Below are 16,268 nucleotides of genomic sequence, written 5' to 3' on the forward strand. Positions count from 1 at the left end.
ATCAAGGCAATTTCAACGCCCGCCCCAACTCATCGAACAACGTCACCACCGAGCGCAACGCGCGGCAGTCAGGGCGGGTCAGCAACCAGAGCGCCGTGTCGTAACCGTGTAGCGGCTCGCTCAACGGTTGCAGCCCGTCACCGATGAGGAAGTCCGGCAATGCCGCGACTCCGAGCCCGGCCCGCACCAGCTCAGTCACCGACAACATGCTGTTGCAGCGATAACCCGGCGTGACGCCGGGCAACTGCTGACGGCGCCACGCGACCGTGGGGTGATCGGGCAGGAAGTCGTCCGGGGCGATCCAGGTCAGCGAGGCCAGGTCTTCGGAGTCGACCGATTTCAGGTACGCCGCGCTGGCACAGACTCGATACGACACCTGGGCCAATCGCCGGCCAACCAAGTGCTCGGGCGGTGTGCGGGTCAGGCGCAAGGCGATATCCGCATCCCGGCGGCTGAGGTTGGCGAAGTCGTTGGAGGTACTCAACTCGATGGTCAGCGCCGGGTAGGACGGCATGAACCGCGCCAACGCCGGCAACAGCAAACCTTGCAGGACCGAATCGGTGCAGGTCAGGCGCACGGTGCCGCTGATGACTTCACCGCCCTGCTCCACGCCAATGCGCGCCGCCTCCAGCGCCTGTTCGGCCCGTTCAGCCTGCTCGGCCAGGGTCTGCGCCAAGGTGGTGGGCAAGTAGCCGGCGCGGCTCTTTTCGAACAATTGCTGGCCAAGCGCGGCTTCCAGTCGGCGCACGGCGCGAAACACCGTCGAGACGTCGACCTTCAACAGCGTCGACGCCCGCGCCAGAGAGCCGCCGCGCACCAGCGCGAGGATCAGGGACAGGTCGGGGTAATCCAGTCGATAGTGCGCAGGTGCATTGATCAATTGGGATAACGCCAATATTGAGTGCGTGAACGCCAATCTATAGTGGGTGCCAGGAATCAACAAGCGTGGAGCGCACTCATGGAAACCCGCCCAATCCGCATCGCCCTGATCGGCGATTACGACCCGCACGTCACCGCTCACCAAGCCATTCCCGTCGCCCTCGGCATGGCTGCCGAACACGCAGGCCGAGACGTGCAGTTCCAGTGGTTGGCCACCGACCGCATCAGCGCCGATACGCCGTTGGCTGAATTCGACGGTTTCTGGTGCGTGCCCGCCAGCCCTTACCGCGATAGGGACGGTGCGTTGCGGGCGATTCGTTTTGCCCGTGAACAGCAACGACCGTTCCTGGGCACCTGTGGCGGGTTTCAACACGCCGTGCTCGAATACGCCCGACATGTTCTGGGCTGGGAAGATGCCGAACATGGCGAGACATCGCCCGATGCGGCGCGAGCGCTGCTCACGCCACTGACCTGTTCGCTGGTGGAAGCGGTCGACAGCATTCATCTGGTTGAAGGCTCGTTGATCGCCGAGGCGTACGAAAGCGCTGAGATTGTCGAAGGATATCGCTGCCGCTACGGCGTTAATCCAGCGTTCGAACGTGAGTTGTTGACCCAACAGCTGTGCGCCGTTGGACACGATTCTTCGGGCGACTTGCGGGCGGTGGAATTGCGCGGGCACCCGTTCTTCGTCGCGACGCTGTTCCAACCTGAACGCGCAGCGCTCAAGGGCCATCTGCCGCCGCTGGTCCGTGCGTTGATCGCCGCCTGCAAAAGGCAGAAATCATGATCGCCAAGACGCCGCCAGCGCCTTACTACGCGGTGATTTTTACCTCCCTGCGCACCGACGGTGATCACGGTTACGAGCAGGCCGCCAGGCGCATGGTCGAACTGGCCCGTGAGCAACCCGGTTTCCTGGGTGTGGAATCGGCTCGGGGTGAAGATGGACTCGGGATTACGGTGTCCTACTGGACCAGCGAAGCGGCGATTCTGGCGTGGAAACATCATCCCGAACACAGTGAGATTCGCGAGCGTGGGCGGTCGACGTGGTATTCGGCGTGTCATACGCGGGTGTGCAGGGTTGAGCGGGATTATCGGTTTCAGCAGTAACCGGTTGCAGCATTCTCGAGATCGCCTTCGCGGGCAAGTCGGATCGCCGCACCGCTCGCTCCTACGAGGGTTCATTACATCCTGTAGGAGCGAGCGGTGCGGCGATCCGACTTGCCCGCGAAGAGGCCACTGCGACCACTGCAAAACTCAGCTCTGCACCAGACTGCGAACCGCCGAAATCTCCGGCACTTCCCGCCGATTCATATACACCCGCAACGGCTCGGTAATGTTGATCCGGTCATCGATGTTCTGATCCAGCAACAACTGAATCAACTCACGCTTGAGCGTCATGGCGTGCCCGGAACCTGGGGCCCAGACGAATTCACTGGTAGGAATAATGCCGTCGTCAGCCACGTCCATGCCGAAGGAGTCTTCGCTGAAACGAACAAGGTACTGGCCGGTCTTGCGATTGAGGCCGACGAAGCCTTTGAGTTGGTCGGCGGCCTGGCAGATGAGCTCGGAAGTGATGCGCATGATAAACCTCACAAAGGGTCGTAATGGACCGGTGATCGACGGTTTACACGCAGGGCAAGCGAATGGATTTCCCTCTGCCGGGGAAATTGCCGGGGCCAAGAGTACTGCAAAGAACCGCACAAAAGCGCAGAAAAAATCAGCTTTAAACACGTTTATGTCGGTCTGGCGATAGCGCAAGCGGCGCTCAGTTGTTAAAAGATACGTCTTTGTAAATCTGCGAAAGGACCTCGACCATGCCTGTTACCTTCACCAAGAGCGCCCTGTTGCTGAGTCTGATGCTGGGCCTCGGCCAGGCACAGGCCGCCAGCGAGCCAAGCCCCACTGCACTGGCAACCCGTACGGGCATCCCGCATCCGGCAGTGATCGCCCACCGTGGCGCGTCCTTCGATGCACCCGAATCCACCGCTGCATCCTACAAGCTGGCCCGCGACCTGGGTGCCGATTACCTGGAGATGGACCTGCAACGCAGCAAGGACGGCGTGCTCTTCGCCCTGCACGACAACAACCTGCAACGCACCACCGACGTCGCCAGCAAATTCCCTGAGCGCAAGGACAGCCCGGCTAACCAGTTCACTATCGCCGAGCTGAAAACCCTGGATGCTGGCAGCTGGTTCAACACCGCCTATCCGGATCGCGCTCGTCCTTCGTACGCCGGCTTGAAAATCCTGACCCTCGATGAAATCATCGACATCGCCCAAGGCAACCCGCTGCACAAGCCGGGCCTGTACATCGAAACCAAAGAGCCGAAGCAATTCCCCGGGATCGAGCGCGACCTCAAGGATAAATTGCAGGACCGCGGCTGGCTGAGCCCGGCCGGTTCGAAACTGGCGAAGAGTGATCTGGCGGTTGGCCAGGGCAAAGGTAAAGTCGTGCTGCAAACCTTCGAGAAGAGCAGCCTCGAACTGCTCGAGAAGGAAATGCCGAAAGTCCCGAAAATCCTCCTGCTGTGGGTCGGTGAAGGCAGCATCGAGCCGAAGTCCAAGGTGACGTTTGCTGAGTCCGGTGACAAAGACAAAGCCACTTATTACGCCAAACAACAACCGAAAGACAAAGCCGAATTCCAGCAATGGGTCGAGTACGCCAAAGCCCAGGGCGCGATCGGCACCGGCCCTTCTGCCGCGCTGACCAAGGGTGGCGATCAGAGCTACTCGGACCTGGTGCAACCCTGGATGAACCAGTACACCCACGATCAGGGTTTGCTGGTGCACGTCTACACCATCGACGATGCCGTGGATTACCAGAAAGTCACGGACGCCGGCGTCGACGGCATCTTCACCAACCGCGCCAGCGAACTGCTCAAGTTCTACAAACGCCCGGCGGCTGCCAGTGTTGCGCAGTTGTTGCAGAACAACGGTTATTGATCAATCCGAGAAGCTTGAGATCGTTCCAAGCTCTGCGTGGGAATGCTTCATCGGACGCTCCGCGTTCGGCTCCGGATGTGACGCAGAGCGTCACGGGCTGCATTCCCACGCAGAGCTTGGAACGATCATGATTAAGGAATTAAGGGTGGATTAAGTTGCGAAAGCTAACCTGATCCCACTTAAACAGAACACCCAAGGAAAGAACCTCATGAAAACCCTGACTGCCCTGTTCACTGCCGCTGCCCTGACCCTCACCGCTGGCCTGGCCCAGGCCGATGTTCGCGTCGACCAGATCCCTGAGCTGGTCAAGAGCGGCAAGATCAAGCCACTGGAAGAAATGAACCAGGCGGCTCTGAAATTGCACCCGGGTGCGACCGTCACCGACACGGACTTGGACAACCACTTCAATAACTATGAGTACGAAGTGGAACTGAAAACCGCTGACGGCAAAGAATTTGACGTCGATTTCGATGCCACCACCGGCAAAGTCCTGAGCGACAAGCAAGACACCTGATGCACACATAAAAAGCCGCACGATTTTCGGATCGCGCGGCTTTTTTGCATGTCCGATTCAGACAATCAAGTCGCGCCAACGCAGCGCCAGCCCGCTAGAATCCCACCATAGTGTTCATGCAGAGATTGATTGAAATGGGGCAAGCAGCGGCTGCAGACATCACCACGATCGGTCGGATCAGCGCGGTGCCGGCAATTCTTCAGGTGATCCGTGAGTTGACCGGCCTGCGCTTTGCCGCGGTGGCTCGCGTTACCGAAGATTCGTGGACGGCGTGTGCAGTGCTCGACCAGCTGAATTTCGGTTTGCAGGTCGGAGGTGAGCTGGATCTTGTCACGACCCTGTGCCATGAAATTCGCCAGGCGCATCAATCGGTGGTGATCGACAAGGCCAGTGAAGACCCGCTCTACCGCGATCACCACACACCTCGGCTCTATCAGTTCGAAAGCTACATCTCCGTGCCGATTTTCCGCACCGACGGACGCTTTTTCGGCACCATCTGCGCCCTCGACCCCAACCCTGCGCCACTCAAATCCAGCACGATCCAGAGCACCATGGAATCCTTCGCCCGCATGCTGGCGCTGCAGATCGAGGCCGAAGAAAACCTGCAAAAAACTGAAGCTGCGCTGAGGCAGGAACGCGAAACCGCCGAACTGCGCGAACAGTTCATCGCCGTGCTCGGACATGACCTGCGCAACCCCTTGTTCGCCATCAGCGCCGGCGCTGAAATGCTCTTGCGTAAACTCCCTGACCCGGCGAATAAGCAACGGGTGCGGCATATCCTCACCAGCGCCCAACGAGCAAGCAGACTGGTCGACGACGTACTGGATTTCGCTCGCGGCTCTTTGGGACGTGGCATTCCTGTCAACATTGAACCGTGCCCGGATCTTGAGGATGCAGTGCGGCATGTGATTTCAGAGGTCCAGAGCGTCCATCCCGACCGCACCATCAAGTCGTCCCTCGGCGACCTGCACAGTGTTCATTGCGATCGCGAGCGGGTCGCGCAGTTACTGTCCAATCTGGTGGCGAACGCGGTTGCCCACGGAGATCCCGACGGTTCTATCGATATCAGCGCGCAGATCAAGGAAGGTCAGTTCGTGCTGAGTGTGAAAAATCAGGGGCAGATTGCCGAGGATGCGCTGCCTCATCTGTTCCGGCCCTATTCGCGACCGGCCAGTGGTACACCGCAGGCCGGCCTCGGGTTGGGGTTGTACATTGCCAGTCAGATTGCGCAGTCCCATGGCGGAAAACTGGACGTGGTCTCGACCGAGCAACAGGGCACGACGTTTACCTTCAGCCTTCCAGCACCGACTTAAGCAGTCGTACTGACCAAGGAACCGGAGGTACTGCCACCCTCATCCTGCAACGCCTGCAACAACGCCGCCGTCGCGGTCTGCAACGAAGCCGAAGTGGCCGCCATCTGCGACTGTGCCGCCGCGACGTCCGCCGCTTTTGCATCGCTGCTTTCCTGCTTGGCTTGGGCCGCTTGCAGTTGCTGCTGTTGTTCCTGCAATTGCTTTTGCAGCTCGGCGATCTGCTTGCGCAGCTCTTTCACCGTATCGGATTCTTCGCTGCTGCTGGAACTGCTGCCGCTCGCCGCGGGGGCGCCGCCGGCGGATACCTGGGTGGTGTCGCTGGACGCCTCAGCGGTTGCCGTGACTGACGTGTCTTCGGTGCTGTCGCTGACGGCAGTCTTGTTCGAAACAGTCGAGGCCGTCTGGGTGATCGAAACGGAAGTGATGCTGACCATGGCGGTTTTCCATTGGGTTTATGGGATTACCGTGGTCATCGACATCGACACGACTGACTTGAGATCGACTGTGTACCGACTCGGTAAGCAAACCGGTACACAGCCATTCCCGTTACGCGCTTAAACGCGCCGTCACTTCATTCAACTGCCCCGACAACCCATGCAGGTTGTGGCTGGCCGCTTCGGTGCGCTGCACGTTGTCCAGGTTGGTACTGGCGATGCTGGTGATCTCGGTGAGGTTGCGCGAGATATCTTCGGCCACCGAGGTCTGCTCTTCGGCGGCGGTGGCGATCTGGCGGTTCATGTCGCGGATGGCTTCCACGGCATGGGTGATCCGCTCCAGCATGGCGCCGGCCTGGGTCACTTGCTCGACACTTTCCTCACTGCGCGACTGACCGCTTTCAATCGCCTGAGCTGCGTCCACCGCACCGGTTTGCACGGTTTGGATGATCTGGTTGATTTCGATGATCGACGCCGCCGTGCGCTGGGCCAGGCTGCGGACTTCATCGGCCACCACGGCGAAACCGCGCCCTGCTTCACCGGCACGGGCCGCTTCGATGGCGGCGTTAAGCGCCAGCAGATTGGTCTGCTCGGCGATGCCGCGAATCACTTCCAGTACCTTGCCGATGCGCCCGCTGTCGGTTTCCAGACGACGGATGACCGTGGCGGTGTTAGCGATTTCGCCGCGCATTTGGGTGATGGTGTGAATGGTGCCCTGCATGACCTTTTCGCCCTGCTGGGCGGACTGGTCGGCATCGTCGGCGGCACGCGCGGCATCGGCTGCGTGACGCGCGACTTCCTGCGCGGTGGCGGACATTTCGTTCATCGCCGTGGCCACCTGATCGGTGCGGTTGAACTGCTCGTTGGTGCCGCTGGCCATGAGGCTGGCGATGGAATTCAGTTCACCGCTGGCGCTGTCCAGATCCTTGGCACTGCGCTGCAAACGGCTGAAGGTTTCGGCGAGGAAATCGCGCAGGGTGTTGGCCGCTACCGCCAACTTGCCCAACTCATCCTGACGGCTGCTGGCCACGCGTTCGGCAAACTTGCCCTGGCTGAGTTGCGCCACGTACTCGATCAGTTTGCGAATCGGTTCCACCAGGTTGCGGTTGACCAACCACAGGCTCAACAAGCCGATCAGCAGACCCGAGGCGAGCATCACAATGATCCCCAGCAACACGGTGCGATCGGCGTTGGCACTGATCAGCTTCGATTGCTCAGCACCCTGCTTGCGCAATTCGCTGACCAACTCGCTCATCTGATCGCTGGCCGCGCGGTCCACACCTTTGACCGCCGTGTCGCCGGCCGTTGGGTCGGCACCTGCCGCCACGTAGGCGTCACGCCCCTTCTGATAAGCCGTACCCAACAGGCGATGTTCGTCCCGCAGGCGTTCGATGCGCGTCTTGAGTTGCGGCTCAATGCCCTTCTGCCCGGCCAGTTCACCGAGGATGCCCTGCACATCGCGCTGACGCTCCTCGAATTGCTTCCAGTATTTGTCCAGGTCCGCAGGCTGCTTGCCGCGTAGCAGAACGTTTTTCCACTCCTGAACCTGAACCTTGAATTGCAGGTTGGCTTCATCGATCAATTGCGAGGTGTGCAACGGGCCTTCGATGAGATTCGCGTAGTTCTGAACACCGCTGGACAGAAAGTGAAAGCAGGCCAAGGCGATCAGCAACATGGCCAACAGGCTGCCGCTCAATAGGGCGAGGATTTGCGCTCTCAGGGATTTTTGCAAAAACATCGAGTGATCTCATGACAGGGATAAGGCACGCCCGGCAGGCGTGCAAGGTGTCCGGACATCCCTGTCAGCGACGCTGGCCCAAGACCGCATCGCGAAATTCAACATCAGCATCATCGGCGTGCCAGAGCCTTTCTTGAACGGTTCCGACCACCGGTAGAAGGCACTTGGCCACCGACCTGCACCTGTCACAAAACCGTCAAAAACCCTTGCGATGATGCGGCTCAAGTGAACCTGTGAAACCTGCGACAGGCGCCTCCCCTTGCGAGACCTCATGAACCACAGCATCGACCAAAGCCATCGCGACCCGGACCTGTTCGGTCTGCTGTACGGTTTCAGTTTTCGCCCCGGTGAGCGCGGCCGGGAGATCGATTCGGCCAAGGCGCTGCAATGCCTGCAACAACCGGACGACAGCGATGAATTTCTCTGGCTGCACCTGAACCTCGCTCATGCTGCCTGCGAGCGCTGGATGAAGAGCCATCTGGAATTGCCGGACGAGTTTTTCGAAGCGCTGCATGAGGGTTCACGTTCGACGCGCATCGAGCATGTGGATTCGGCGTTGCTGGCGGTGGTCAACGATGTGGTGTTCAACCTCAGCAACATGGTCTCCTCGGATGTCTCGACGCTGTGGGTTTGCGCCCGCAGTCGGCTGATCATCAGCGCTCGGTTGCAACCGCTGCACTCGGTCGACAAGCTGCGCTCGTCGGTGAAGGCCGGTGAGTGCTTTCGCTCGCCGCTGGAATTGCTGGTGCATTTGCTGCGCGATCAGGGTGAAGTGCTGACCCAGATCGTGCGCAAGACCAGCCTCAGCGTCGATCAGATCGAAGATGAGTTGCTGTCCTCGCGGCTGTCGACCAACCGGGCTGAGCTGGGTGCCAATCGTCGAGTGCTGGTGCGCCTGCAACGCTTGTTGGCGTTGGAACCGGGCTCGTTGCTGCGCCTGCTCAATCGCCCACCGCAGTGGTTGCAAAAGGAAGACGTCAAGGAACTGCGCAAGTCCACCGAGGAGTTCGCGCTGATCATCAACGACCTCACGGCTTTGGGCGAGCGGATCAAACTGTTGCAGGAAGAAATCGCCGCCAACCTCAACGAACAGAGCAACCGCACACTGTTCACCCTGACCGTGGTGACGGTGCTGGCGCTGCCGATCAACATCATCGCCGGTTTTTTTGGCATGAACGTCGGTGGGGTGCCGCTTTCCGGCGACCCGGAAGGGTTCTGGATTCTAGTGGCATTGGTCGCGACGTTTACCGTGATCGCCGGGCGTTGGGCATTCCGTAAGCGCCAGGATTATTGAGCCATTCCCGCCGATCGCCGCCGATCGTTCCCACGCTCTGCGTGGTAATGCATCCATTGACGCTCTGCGTCAACACTGGACGCAGAGCGTCCGGGGCGGCATTCCCACGCAGAGCGTGGGAACGATCAGGGTGGTGAGTTCTGAGGGACGGCATTAGCAAAAACCCAACACCCTGACTTAACGCAGCCTCGCTGTAACATTCAGCAACGATCATGGGCGACACTCCTTCCCTCCTCAGGATTGTCCGTCATGGCTACTCCTTCCTTCACCGCCGCCCAGGCGCCCGCCAGTAGCGCCAAACCGGAACTCGACAAAAAACCCGGCCTGCTGACCATCGTGATTTTCTTCGCTGTGCTGGCCATCGGGCTGTTGTTCACCGCCTACAGCCTGATGCACGACATGAACGAACTCGGCACCGTGGTGACCACCTGGACGCCGTTTCTGCTGTTGGGCGTGGCGCTGCTGATCGCCCTCGGCTTTGAGTTCGTCAACGGTTTCCACGACACCGCCAACGCCGTGGCCACGGTGATTTACACCAACTCCTTGCCGCCGAATTTCGCGGTGGCCTGGTCCGGCTTCTTCAACTTCCTCGGGGTGCTGCTGTCAAGCGGCGCGGTGGCGTTCGGCATCATCGCCCTGCTGCCGGTGGAGCTGATTCTGCAAGTCGGTTCCTCCGCCGGTTTCGCGATGATCTTCGCCCTGTTGATCGCCGCGATACTGTGGAACCTCGGCACCTGGTGGCTGGGCTTGCCAGCGTCTTCGTCGCACACCCTGATCGGCTCGATCATCGGTGTCGGCGTGGCCAATGCCTTGATGCACGGTCGCGACGGCACCAGCGGTGTGGACTGGGCTCAGGCGACTAAAATCGGTTACGCGCTGCTCTTGTCGCCGCTGATCGGTTTCGGCTTTGCCGCGCTGTTGCTGCTGGCCTTGCGGGCTTTCGTCAAGAATCGTGCGCTGTATAAAGCACCGAAGGGCAACACCCCGCCACCGTGGTGGATTCGCGGCATGTTGATCCTGACCTGCACCGGCGTGTCCTTCGCCCACGGTTCCAACGACGGCCAGAAAGGCATGGGCCTGATCATGCTGATTCTGGTGGGCACGCTGCCAATGGCGTATGCGCTGAACCGCACCATGCCGGCAGACCAGGCGCTGCAGTTTGCCGCCGTGGCCGAAGTCACCCAGCAAGCGCTGGTCAAAAGTGCCCCGCTGCCAGCGCCGGCCGACCCGCGTCCGGTGCTGTCCGATTACGTGCGCAGCAAGGAAGCCACGCCGCAACTGGTCCCGGCCCTCGCCGCCCTCACTGGCAGCATTGGTGCACAGGTCAAGGGCTACGGTTCGCTCTCGAAAGTCCCGGCCGAGGCCATGGGCAACGTGCGAAACGACATGTACCTGACCAGCGAAACCATTCGCCTGATGGACAAGAACAAGGTCGGCAACTTTGACGCCGATACCACCGGCAAGCTGCAACTGTTCAAGCAACAGATCGACAACGCCACGCGGTTCATTCCGCTGTGGGTGAAAATCGCAGTGGCCATCGCCCTAGGGCTTGGCACCATGGTCGGTTGGAAACGCATCGTGGTGACCGTCGGCGAGAAGATCGGCAAGACCCACCTGACTTATGCGCAAGGCGCCTCGGCGGAAACCGTCGCCATGCTGACCATCGGCGCCGCCGACATGTTCGGCCTGCCGGTGTCGACCACGCACGTGTTGTCTTCGGGGGTGGCCGGGACCATGGTCGCCAACGGCGGCGGCTTGCAGATGAAGACCATCCGCAATCTGCTGATGGCCTGGGTATTGACCTTGCCGGCGGCGATTCTGTTGTCGGGCAGTTTGTATTGGTTGTTCACCAAACTGTTCTGACCACACGAGACCTGTAGGAGCAAGGCTTGCCCGCGAAGAACGATAACGCAGTCATTCGGTTAGACCGTGGTGCGGCCATCGCGGGCAAGCCTTGCTCCTACAGGTCATGCGTTGGATTGGATCACCTGCCCCAACCAATCCATAAATGCTCTCACCCGCAACGGCAAATGCCGTTGCCGGGCATAGAGCAGCGAGACCTCCATGGAGGGTGCATTGAATTGCGGCAGCACCGCCACCAGCTCGCCACTGAGCAGGTGGGGCTGCATGCCCGTCAGCGGCGCCTGGATCAAACCAAAACCGCCCAGACACGCCGACTCGTAACAATCGGTGCTGTTGACCGTGACGCTGCCCGCCATCGGCACTCGCTGTAACGTGCCCTCTTGCTCGTACACAAAGCCCTCCGACCGTGAACCCAGTACGCCGACGTAATGGACCAGCCGATGCTGCGTCAGGTCTTCGAGCCGTTCAGGCACGCCATAACGACGCAGATACGCGGGGCTGGCGCAGTTGACCATCGTAAAATCGCAGAGGTGGCGCGCGACCACCGATTGATCCGGTTGCGCGCCGACTCGCACCACGCAATCAAATCCTTCGCTGAGCAAATCGACCCGGCGGTCGGTGCTGCTGATTTCCAGCTCGAGATTGGGGTGCTGTGCCATGAACTCGGGCAGACGCGGCATCACCACCCGACGGGCCAGAATGTTCGGCATGTCGATGCGAATCCGTCCAACGAGCGACGCCTCGTCCTGGCGAAACAGCCCTTCGATCTCGTCCATGTGCGACAGCAAATCCTTGCTGCGCTCGTACAACACCAGGCCGTCCTGAGTCGCCTGAACCTTGCGCGTGGTGCGTTGCAGCAAACGCGCGCCTACCAGCAGTTCGAGGGCCTGGACGTGCTCGGACACGGTGGACCTTGGCAAACCCAGGCTTTCACCGGCGAGGGTAAAGCTCGACATCTCGCTGACACGAACGAAGGTGCGCAGCAGTTCCAGTTTGTTCATGGGCCGACCTTCTATTGTTCGGATTAACCGACCAGTGATTCCGATTTAAGCCTGTTTATCACTTCAGGGCGGATAAATAAACTTCCTCCACACCATCACTCACTGCTCTTGAGGAAGTCCCATGAACCGTAAAATCGCACTGATCACTGGCGCCAGCCGCGGCCTTGGCAAAAACGCAGCCCTGCACTTGGCAGCCCAAGGCATCGATGTCATCGGTACCTACAACAGCAAGGCCGATGAGGCACACGCGCTGGTCGCACAAATCGAAAGCCTCGGCGGTCGCGCCGCCATGCTGCAACTCGACGTTGGCCAGAGTGAAGGCTTCGCAGATTTCGCCACGCAGGTCGCCGATGTATTGCGCAGCCGTTTTGATCGCGAGCACTTTGACTTTTTGATCAACAACGCCGGCATCGGCCTGACCGCGAACTTCGTTGACACCACCGTCGCCCAGTTCGATTTGCTGATGAACATCCATCTGAAGGGGCCGTTCTTCCTCACCCAGAACCTGCTGCCACTGATGGCTGACGGTGGCCGAATCCTCAACGTTTCCAGTGGCCTGACCCGCTTCAGCTTGCCGGGCTACGGCGCTTACGCGGCGATGAAAGGCGCGATGGAAGTGCTGACGCGTTATCAGGCCAAGGAACTCGGTGCGCGCGGCATTTGCGTGAACACCCTCGCACCTGGCGCGATCGAAACCGATTTCGGCGGCGGCACGGTGCGTGATAACAGCGACGTGAACAGCTACGTTGCCGGCAACACCGCGCTGGGTCGCGTGGGTCAGCCGGACGACATCGGAGCCGCCATTGCGCTGCTGCTGGCGCCAGGTAGCCAGTGGATCAACGGGCAGCGCGTCGAGGCTTCAGGTGGGATGTTTTTGTAAATAGCCGCTAATAAAGAAACGGGCTGATCATCAGCCCGTTCACTTTTTTGGTGGCGCGAAAGCAGACGTTCCAGCACGGTTAACAGCTCCACCCTTCCCTTGCGCGGTACGCCTTCAAACTCGATCCAGCCTTCGTTGAACCCATCGATCATCTGTATTCGCGGCAGTGGATTGCGCATGCCCTGACTCTCGAACAACGCCTGCCAGGTCTCACGCGGCACGCTTTGCATCCGCACCGGTTTGCCCAGCAGTTCGCTGAAACCAGCGCCCAGTTGCAGCGGTGTAATGCGTTGCGGGCCTTCCAGTTCGACGATGCGTTTGCCCTGCCATGACACCTGCAACAACTCGGCAGCCACCCGGCCGACGTCGGCGGTGGCGATCATCGGCACCGGTTTATCGAGTGGTTGCAGAAAGCTCGGAATCATTCCTGACCCCATCGCGTGTTCGACATCCCACAGAGCGTTTTCCATGAACCAGGCCGGGCGCAGGAAGGTGACGGGCGACGCCAGCGACGTTAACGCCTGCTCCAACAATCGCAGCTGATTCAACAAGTTCGGCTGGGTGGCTTGGGCGCCGATGGTCGACAGGCACACCACCTTGCCGGGCGCGCAGCTTCAAGCGCCTGGCGGATGTTCTCCACGACCTGCCGGGTTTCGGGGAATCCCGGTGACGGGTCGAAGTTCGACGGCATCATCACAAATACACTCTCTACCCCGATGAACGCACGCTCCATGGCTTCACGATCATCGACATCGGCAATCGCCAACTCACAGCCGCGTTGCGCCCACACCGCGCCTTTGTCTGCGCTACGGACCACGGCGCGAACCGTGCTGCCTGCGGCCAACAACGTACGGGCGACTTCACCGCCCACCTGCCCGGTAATTCCCATGACTGCGTACATGAACTGTTCTCCTGCCCGAAGGCGACGACTGTCGCGATGGGGAGAATTTTCAGCGAAGGGCAGACATTCTCCGATAGCATGAATGTCATTGCACAAGTGATCCGGAGTCATTAATGAGCTTTGATGCCAGTCTCGCCAGCGGCATGGGCGTGTTCAGCGCGGTGGTCGATGGCGGCAGCTTTATTCGGGCTGCCGAAGCGCTGGAGCTGACACCCTCGGGCGTGAGCCGAGCCATCGCCCGGCTGGAAAAACGCCTGGGCATTCGCCTGTTCGACCGCACCACGCGCTCCGTCACACTCACTGATGAAGGCCGGCGCTTCCATGGTGAAATTGCACCCCTGCTGGCCAGTCTCGAAGAAGCGGCCGACTCGGCATCAAGCAGCGCGACTCAGGTAAGAGGACGGTTGCGGGTCAACATGGACCCGTACTTTTCGCGGCTGATTCTGGGCCCGGCACTTGGGCAATTCATGGAGCGTTATCCCGAGTTGTACCTTGAACTGCAAACCCGCGATCAGTTGGGCGACATGGTCGCGGACGGCTTTGATCTGGCGGTGCGTTTCGGCCACCCGGCGTCCTCATCGCTAGTGGCGCGCCAGTTGTTGGAGGTGCGAGTGCTGACCGTCGCCTCACCGGCGTATCTGAAAAAACATGGACGCCCCCTGACGCCGCTGGACATGGAAGACATGCGACATGTGTGCATGCAGTTTCGTGACCCGCAAACCGCCCGGCCGTTCGGCTGGGAATTTCATCGACCGGGGCGCCCGGTGCTCCATGTGCAGCCGCATTGCCGGTTGCTGGTCAATGATGTCGGGACGCTGCACAGCGTCTGCGAAAGCGGCCAGGCCATCGCCCAGGTGCTGGACCTGGGGATAGCACCGGCCTTGAAGGAGGGTCGCTTGGTGGAGTTGTTTCCCGACTGGCCCGACGAGCGTTTTCCCCTGTTTGCCTTGTACCCTTCACGGCACTTGCCGGCGGCCAAGGTTCGGGCATTTTTGGCGTTTGTCAGTGAGCTCTGTACGGCGTGACCCGGCTCATGACCATCCGTTGGCGCACCACGTCATAGACCCAGTGATAAACGTAGGTGTACGGCAGGAAAAACAGCAACACCCCGATGTCCAGCAGGAACGCTTGCCACAGGCTGATGTTCAGCCACCAGGCGATCAGTGGCACACCGACTGCAACCAGACCGCCTTCAAACAGCAGCGCATGGGCAACACGCACCCAGGCGTTGTGCACGATGGCGAAGCGTTTGAGCACGCGGTCGAACAGGCCGTTGAAGACCACGTTCCACGCCAGGGCAAGGGCGGCGATGACAAGCGTGACGACGCCCATCTCAAGCATCGGTTTGTCCATGATCCATGCCAGCAACGGTGTACAGATCAAGATGGCCAGCACTTCGAAACCGATGGCCTGGAAAATTCGTTCAGTGATGGATTTGTTGACGTTCATGACCAGCGTCTCCTGAGTGACTGTGGTTGCCATGATCCAGCCTAACGCCGATACTTCATAACCAATAACCATCGATCAAGGCGATAGTTCATGGCGTCTCAAGAAGTGTTGCAGGCGTTTGTGCAAGCGGCGACTCAAGGTTCGTTTTCTGCCGCGGCACGCAAACTGGGTCGCAGTCAGTCGACCATCAGCGCTGCGGTGGCGAGCCTTGAAATCGATCTGAACCTGACCCTCTTCGACCGCAGCAGTCGCAAGCCGAGCCTGACCCCGGCCGGGCACGTAATGCTGCGACGGGCCGAGGAAATTCTGGCCGCCACCAGCCGACTGGAAATGACCGCCAGCCAACTGTCCCAAGGGGTCGAGCCAAAACTGACCGTGGCGATTTCCGACACCTATCAGTCCGACCGATTCGAAGCGGCGCTCAGTGCCTTCGAGCAGCGTTATCCGGACCTGGAGCTTGAATGCCTGATCGCCGAATGCGATGACCTGATGGCGCTGGTGCAACGTGGTCGAGCGCATGTCGCCTTCGCCGAAAAACAAGACAGTTACCCGCCGGACCTGGTCAGTTCGACCGTGGAGGAAAGGACGGAGACTGCCCTGTTCGTGTCTCGTGAGCATCCGTTGGCGGCGCTGAGCCACATTGATCAGGACGTGTTGCAACAACATCGGGAACTGCGTCTGGCGACGATCGTCAATCCGTATGAAAGCCGTGCGAAGGGACGCGTCTGGTCGGCGCCGAGTTATCTGATGCTGCTGGAAATGGCCCAGGGCGGATTCGGCTGGGCGCCGTTGCCCCGGTGGCTGGTGGAGCGGTTTGGTGCAGGGACGCTAGAGGAACTGGACGTGCGCGGCTGGCCGAAACCGGTGTTCGTCGATGCGCTGTGGTCGCGGCTGCATCCGCCGGGGCCGGCGGGGAGTTGGTTGCTCGGCAAAATGTTGGAATGAAGGTCCTTCGGCCCTTATCGCCGCATATGATCGTTCCCACGCTCTGCGTGGGAATGCCGCCCGGGACGCTCCGCGTCCCTTCGCGAGCGTGACGCAGAGCGTCACAGGATGCATT

Annotated in this window: 18 protein-coding genes; 10 read left to right on the top strand and 8 right to left on the bottom strand. The window is 60.3% G+C overall.

Annotation, left to right across the window (positions count from 1 at the left end; all coding sequences use genetic code 11):
- Nucleotide 1 precedes the first annotated feature (1 nt).
- The gene (locus ACYZT5_RS17325) at nt 2-943 is read right to left on the bottom strand and encodes a LysR family transcriptional regulator (RefSeq protein ID WP_462052132.1); all 942 of its coding nucleotides are present in this window, start codon (nt 941-943) and stop codon (nt 2-4) included.
- Nucleotides 944-958: 15 nt separating this feature from the next.
- Here ACYZT5_RS17325 and ACYZT5_RS17330 point away from each other — a divergent pair, with 15 nt between their 5' ends.
- Both ACYZT5_RS17330 and ACYZT5_RS17335 read left to right on the top strand, forming a co-directional pair.
- Nucleotides 959-1,666 carry a CTP synthase C-terminal region-related (seleno)protein gene (locus tag ACYZT5_RS17330; protein WP_462052133.1) on the top strand — a complete coding sequence of 236 codons (708 nt, stop codon included), beginning with the start codon at nt 959-961 and terminating at the stop codon, nt 1,664-1,666.
- The gene (locus tag ACYZT5_RS17335; RefSeq protein ID WP_462052134.1) at nt 1,663-1,986 is read left to right on the top strand and encodes an antibiotic biosynthesis monooxygenase family protein; all 324 of its coding nucleotides are present in this window, start codon (nt 1,663-1,665) and stop codon (nt 1,984-1,986) included. The genes ACYZT5_RS17330 and ACYZT5_RS17335 overlap by 4 nt, the downstream gene beginning before the upstream one ends.
- 147 nt (nt 1,987-2,133) lie before the next feature.
- Here ACYZT5_RS17335 and ACYZT5_RS17340 read toward each other — a convergent pair whose 3' ends face one another.
- Nucleotides 2,134-2,460: a DUF2025 family protein gene (locus tag ACYZT5_RS17340; protein WP_462052135.1), complete on the bottom strand. Its 327-nt coding sequence runs from the start codon at nt 2,458-2,460 to the stop codon at nt 2,134-2,136.
- A gap of 233 nt (nt 2,461-2,693) precedes the next feature.
- On the opposite strand from ACYZT5_RS17340, the gene ACYZT5_RS17345 reads away from it, so the two are divergent.
- The 3 genes from ACYZT5_RS17345 (at nt 2,694) to ACYZT5_RS17355 (ending at nt 5,648) form a co-directional block, all read left to right on the top strand.
- On the top strand, nt 2,694-3,821 hold the full coding sequence (locus ACYZT5_RS17345; protein WP_462052136.1) for a glycerophosphodiester phosphodiesterase: 1,128 nt from the start codon (nt 2,694-2,696) through the stop codon (nt 3,819-3,821).
- Between the two features lie 208 nt (nt 3,822-4,029).
- Nucleotides 4,030-4,335 carry a PepSY domain-containing protein gene (locus ACYZT5_RS17350; protein ID WP_462052137.1) on the top strand — a complete coding sequence of 102 codons (306 nt, stop codon included), beginning with the start codon at nt 4,030-4,032 and terminating at the stop codon, nt 4,333-4,335.
- 134 nt (nt 4,336-4,469) lie between these two features.
- A complete protein-coding gene (locus ACYZT5_RS17355) occupies nt 4,470-5,648 on the top strand; it encodes a GAF domain-containing sensor histidine kinase (RefSeq protein WP_462052266.1) in 1,179 nt (392 codons plus the stop codon).
- On the opposite strand, the gene ACYZT5_RS17360 is transcribed toward ACYZT5_RS17355, so the two are convergent.
- Both ACYZT5_RS17360 and ACYZT5_RS17365 read right to left on the bottom strand, forming a co-directional pair.
- A complete protein-coding gene (locus tag ACYZT5_RS17360) occupies nt 5,645-6,082 on the bottom strand; it encodes a hypothetical protein (RefSeq protein WP_462052138.1) in 438 nt (145 codons plus the stop codon). The two genes, ACYZT5_RS17355 and ACYZT5_RS17360, sit on opposite strands and share 4 nt — an antisense overlap.
- Before the next feature lie 112 nt (nt 6,083-6,194).
- The gene (locus tag ACYZT5_RS17365; protein WP_462052139.1) at nt 6,195-7,820 is read right to left on the bottom strand and encodes a methyl-accepting chemotaxis protein; all 1,626 of its coding nucleotides are present in this window, start codon (nt 7,818-7,820) and stop codon (nt 6,195-6,197) included.
- Nucleotides 7,821-8,091: 271 nt separating this feature from the next.
- On the opposite strand from ACYZT5_RS17365, the gene ACYZT5_RS17370 reads away from it, so the two are divergent.
- Together ACYZT5_RS17370 and ACYZT5_RS17375 are read left to right on the top strand one after the other, a co-directional pair.
- Entirely contained in the window at nt 8,092-9,114 is a 1,023-nt protein-coding gene (locus ACYZT5_RS17370) for a transporter (RefSeq protein WP_462052140.1), read from the top strand.
- A gap of 249 nt (nt 9,115-9,363) precedes the next feature.
- Nucleotides 9,364-10,977: an inorganic phosphate transporter gene (locus tag ACYZT5_RS17375; protein WP_462052141.1), complete on the top strand. Its 1,614-nt coding sequence runs from the start codon at nt 9,364-9,366 to the stop codon at nt 10,975-10,977.
- 104 nt (nt 10,978-11,081) lie between these two features.
- Here ACYZT5_RS17375 and ACYZT5_RS17380 read toward each other — a convergent pair whose 3' ends face one another.
- A complete protein-coding gene (locus tag ACYZT5_RS17380) occupies nt 11,082-11,978 on the bottom strand; it encodes a LysR family transcriptional regulator (protein ID WP_462052142.1) in 897 nt (298 codons plus the stop codon).
- Nucleotides 11,979-12,099: 121 nt separating this feature from the next.
- On the opposite strand from ACYZT5_RS17380, the gene ACYZT5_RS17385 reads away from it, so the two are divergent.
- Complete coding sequence (locus ACYZT5_RS17385) at nt 12,100-12,858, top strand: SDR family NAD(P)-dependent oxidoreductase (RefSeq protein WP_462052143.1); 759 nt, start codon at nt 12,100-12,102, stop codon at nt 12,856-12,858.
- Here ACYZT5_RS17385 and ACYZT5_RS17390 read toward each other — a convergent pair.
- A complete protein-coding gene (locus tag ACYZT5_RS17390; protein WP_462052144.1) occupies nt 12,756-13,451 on the bottom strand; it encodes a Rossmann-fold NAD(P)-binding domain-containing protein in 696 nt (231 codons plus the stop codon). The genes ACYZT5_RS17385 and ACYZT5_RS17390 overlap by 103 nt on opposite strands.
- Nucleotides 13,403-13,759, bottom strand: coding sequence for an NmrA family NAD(P)-binding protein (locus ACYZT5_RS17395; RefSeq protein ID WP_462052145.1), 357 nt, complete (start codon nt 13,757-13,759; stop codon nt 13,403-13,405). The genes ACYZT5_RS17390 and ACYZT5_RS17395 overlap by 49 nt, the downstream gene beginning before the upstream one ends.
- Nucleotides 13,760-13,872: 113 nt before the next feature.
- Between ACYZT5_RS17395 and ACYZT5_RS17400 the strand changes: the two genes are divergently transcribed.
- On the top strand, nt 13,873-14,784 hold the full coding sequence (locus ACYZT5_RS17400; RefSeq protein ID WP_462052146.1) for a LysR family transcriptional regulator: 912 nt from the start codon (nt 13,873-13,875) through the stop codon (nt 14,782-14,784).
- Here the strand turns inward: ACYZT5_RS17400 and ACYZT5_RS17405 are convergent.
- Complete coding sequence (locus tag ACYZT5_RS17405) at nt 14,762-15,208, bottom strand: multidrug/biocide efflux PACE transporter (RefSeq protein ID WP_462052147.1); 447 nt, start codon at nt 15,206-15,208, stop codon at nt 14,762-14,764. The two genes, ACYZT5_RS17400 and ACYZT5_RS17405, sit on opposite strands and share 23 nt — an antisense overlap.
- A 90-nt stretch (nt 15,209-15,298) precedes the next feature.
- Here ACYZT5_RS17405 and ACYZT5_RS17410 point away from each other — a divergent pair, with 90 nt between their 5' ends.
- Complete coding sequence (locus ACYZT5_RS17410; RefSeq protein WP_462052148.1) at nt 15,299-16,153, top strand: LysR family transcriptional regulator; 855 nt, start codon at nt 15,299-15,301, stop codon at nt 16,151-16,153.
- The last annotated feature ends 115 nt before the right edge of the window (nt 16,154-16,268 follow it).

It is taken from the genome of Pseudomonas sp. LB3P14 (assembly GCF_054898045.1).

Bases quoted from the DNA above. Each gene is read 5' to 3' on its own strand.
- ACYZT5_RS17370 (WP_462052140.1), top strand. From the start codon at position 8,092: ATGAACCACAGCATCGACCAAAGCCATCGCGACCCGGACCTGTTCGGT.
- ACYZT5_RS17350 (WP_462052137.1), top strand. From the start codon at position 4,030: ATGAAAACCCTGACTGCCCTGTTCACTGCCGCTGCCCTGACCCTCACC.
- ACYZT5_RS17385 (WP_462052143.1), top strand. From the start codon at position 12,100: ATGAACCGTAAAATCGCACTGATCACTGGCGCCAGCCGCGGCCTTGGC.
- ACYZT5_RS17405 (WP_462052147.1), bottom strand. From the start codon at position 15,208: ATGAACGTCAACAAATCCATCACTGAACGAATTTTCCAGGCCATCGGT.
- ACYZT5_RS17345 (WP_462052136.1), top strand. From the start codon at position 2,694: ATGCCTGTTACCTTCACCAAGAGCGCCCTGTTGCTGAGTCTGATGCTG.
- ACYZT5_RS17330 (WP_462052133.1), top strand. From the start codon at position 959: ATGGAAACCCGCCCAATCCGCATCGCCCTGATCGGCGATTACGACCCG.
- ACYZT5_RS17360 (WP_462052138.1), bottom strand. From the start codon at position 6,082: ATGGTCAGCATCACTTCCGTTTCGATCACCCAGACGGCCTCGACTGTT.
- ACYZT5_RS17410 (WP_462052148.1), top strand. From the start codon at position 15,299: ATGGCGTCTCAAGAAGTGTTGCAGGCGTTTGTGCAAGCGGCGACTCAA.
- ACYZT5_RS17365 (WP_462052139.1), bottom strand. From the start codon at position 7,820: ATGTTTTTGCAAAAATCCCTGAGAGCGCAAATCCTCGCCCTATTGAGC.
- ACYZT5_RS17400 (WP_462052146.1), top strand. From the start codon at position 13,873: ATGAGCTTTGATGCCAGTCTCGCCAGCGGCATGGGCGTGTTCAGCGCG.
- ACYZT5_RS17355 (WP_462052266.1), top strand. From the start codon at position 4,470: ATGGGGCAAGCAGCGGCTGCAGACATCACCACGATCGGTCGGATCAGC.
- ACYZT5_RS17380 (WP_462052142.1), bottom strand. From the start codon at position 11,978: ATGAACAAACTGGAACTGCTGCGCACCTTCGTTCGTGTCAGCGAGATG.
- ACYZT5_RS17335 (WP_462052134.1), top strand. From the start codon at position 1,663: ATGATCGCCAAGACGCCGCCAGCGCCTTACTACGCGGTGATTTTTACC.
- ACYZT5_RS17375 (WP_462052141.1), top strand. From the start codon at position 9,364: ATGGCTACTCCTTCCTTCACCGCCGCCCAGGCGCCCGCCAGTAGCGCC.
- ACYZT5_RS17395 (WP_462052145.1), bottom strand. From the start codon at position 13,759: ATGTACGCAGTCATGGGAATTACCGGGCAGGTGGGCGGTGAAGTCGCC.
- ACYZT5_RS17340 (WP_462052135.1), bottom strand. From the start codon at position 2,460: ATGCGCATCACTTCCGAGCTCATCTGCCAGGCCGCCGACCAACTCAAA.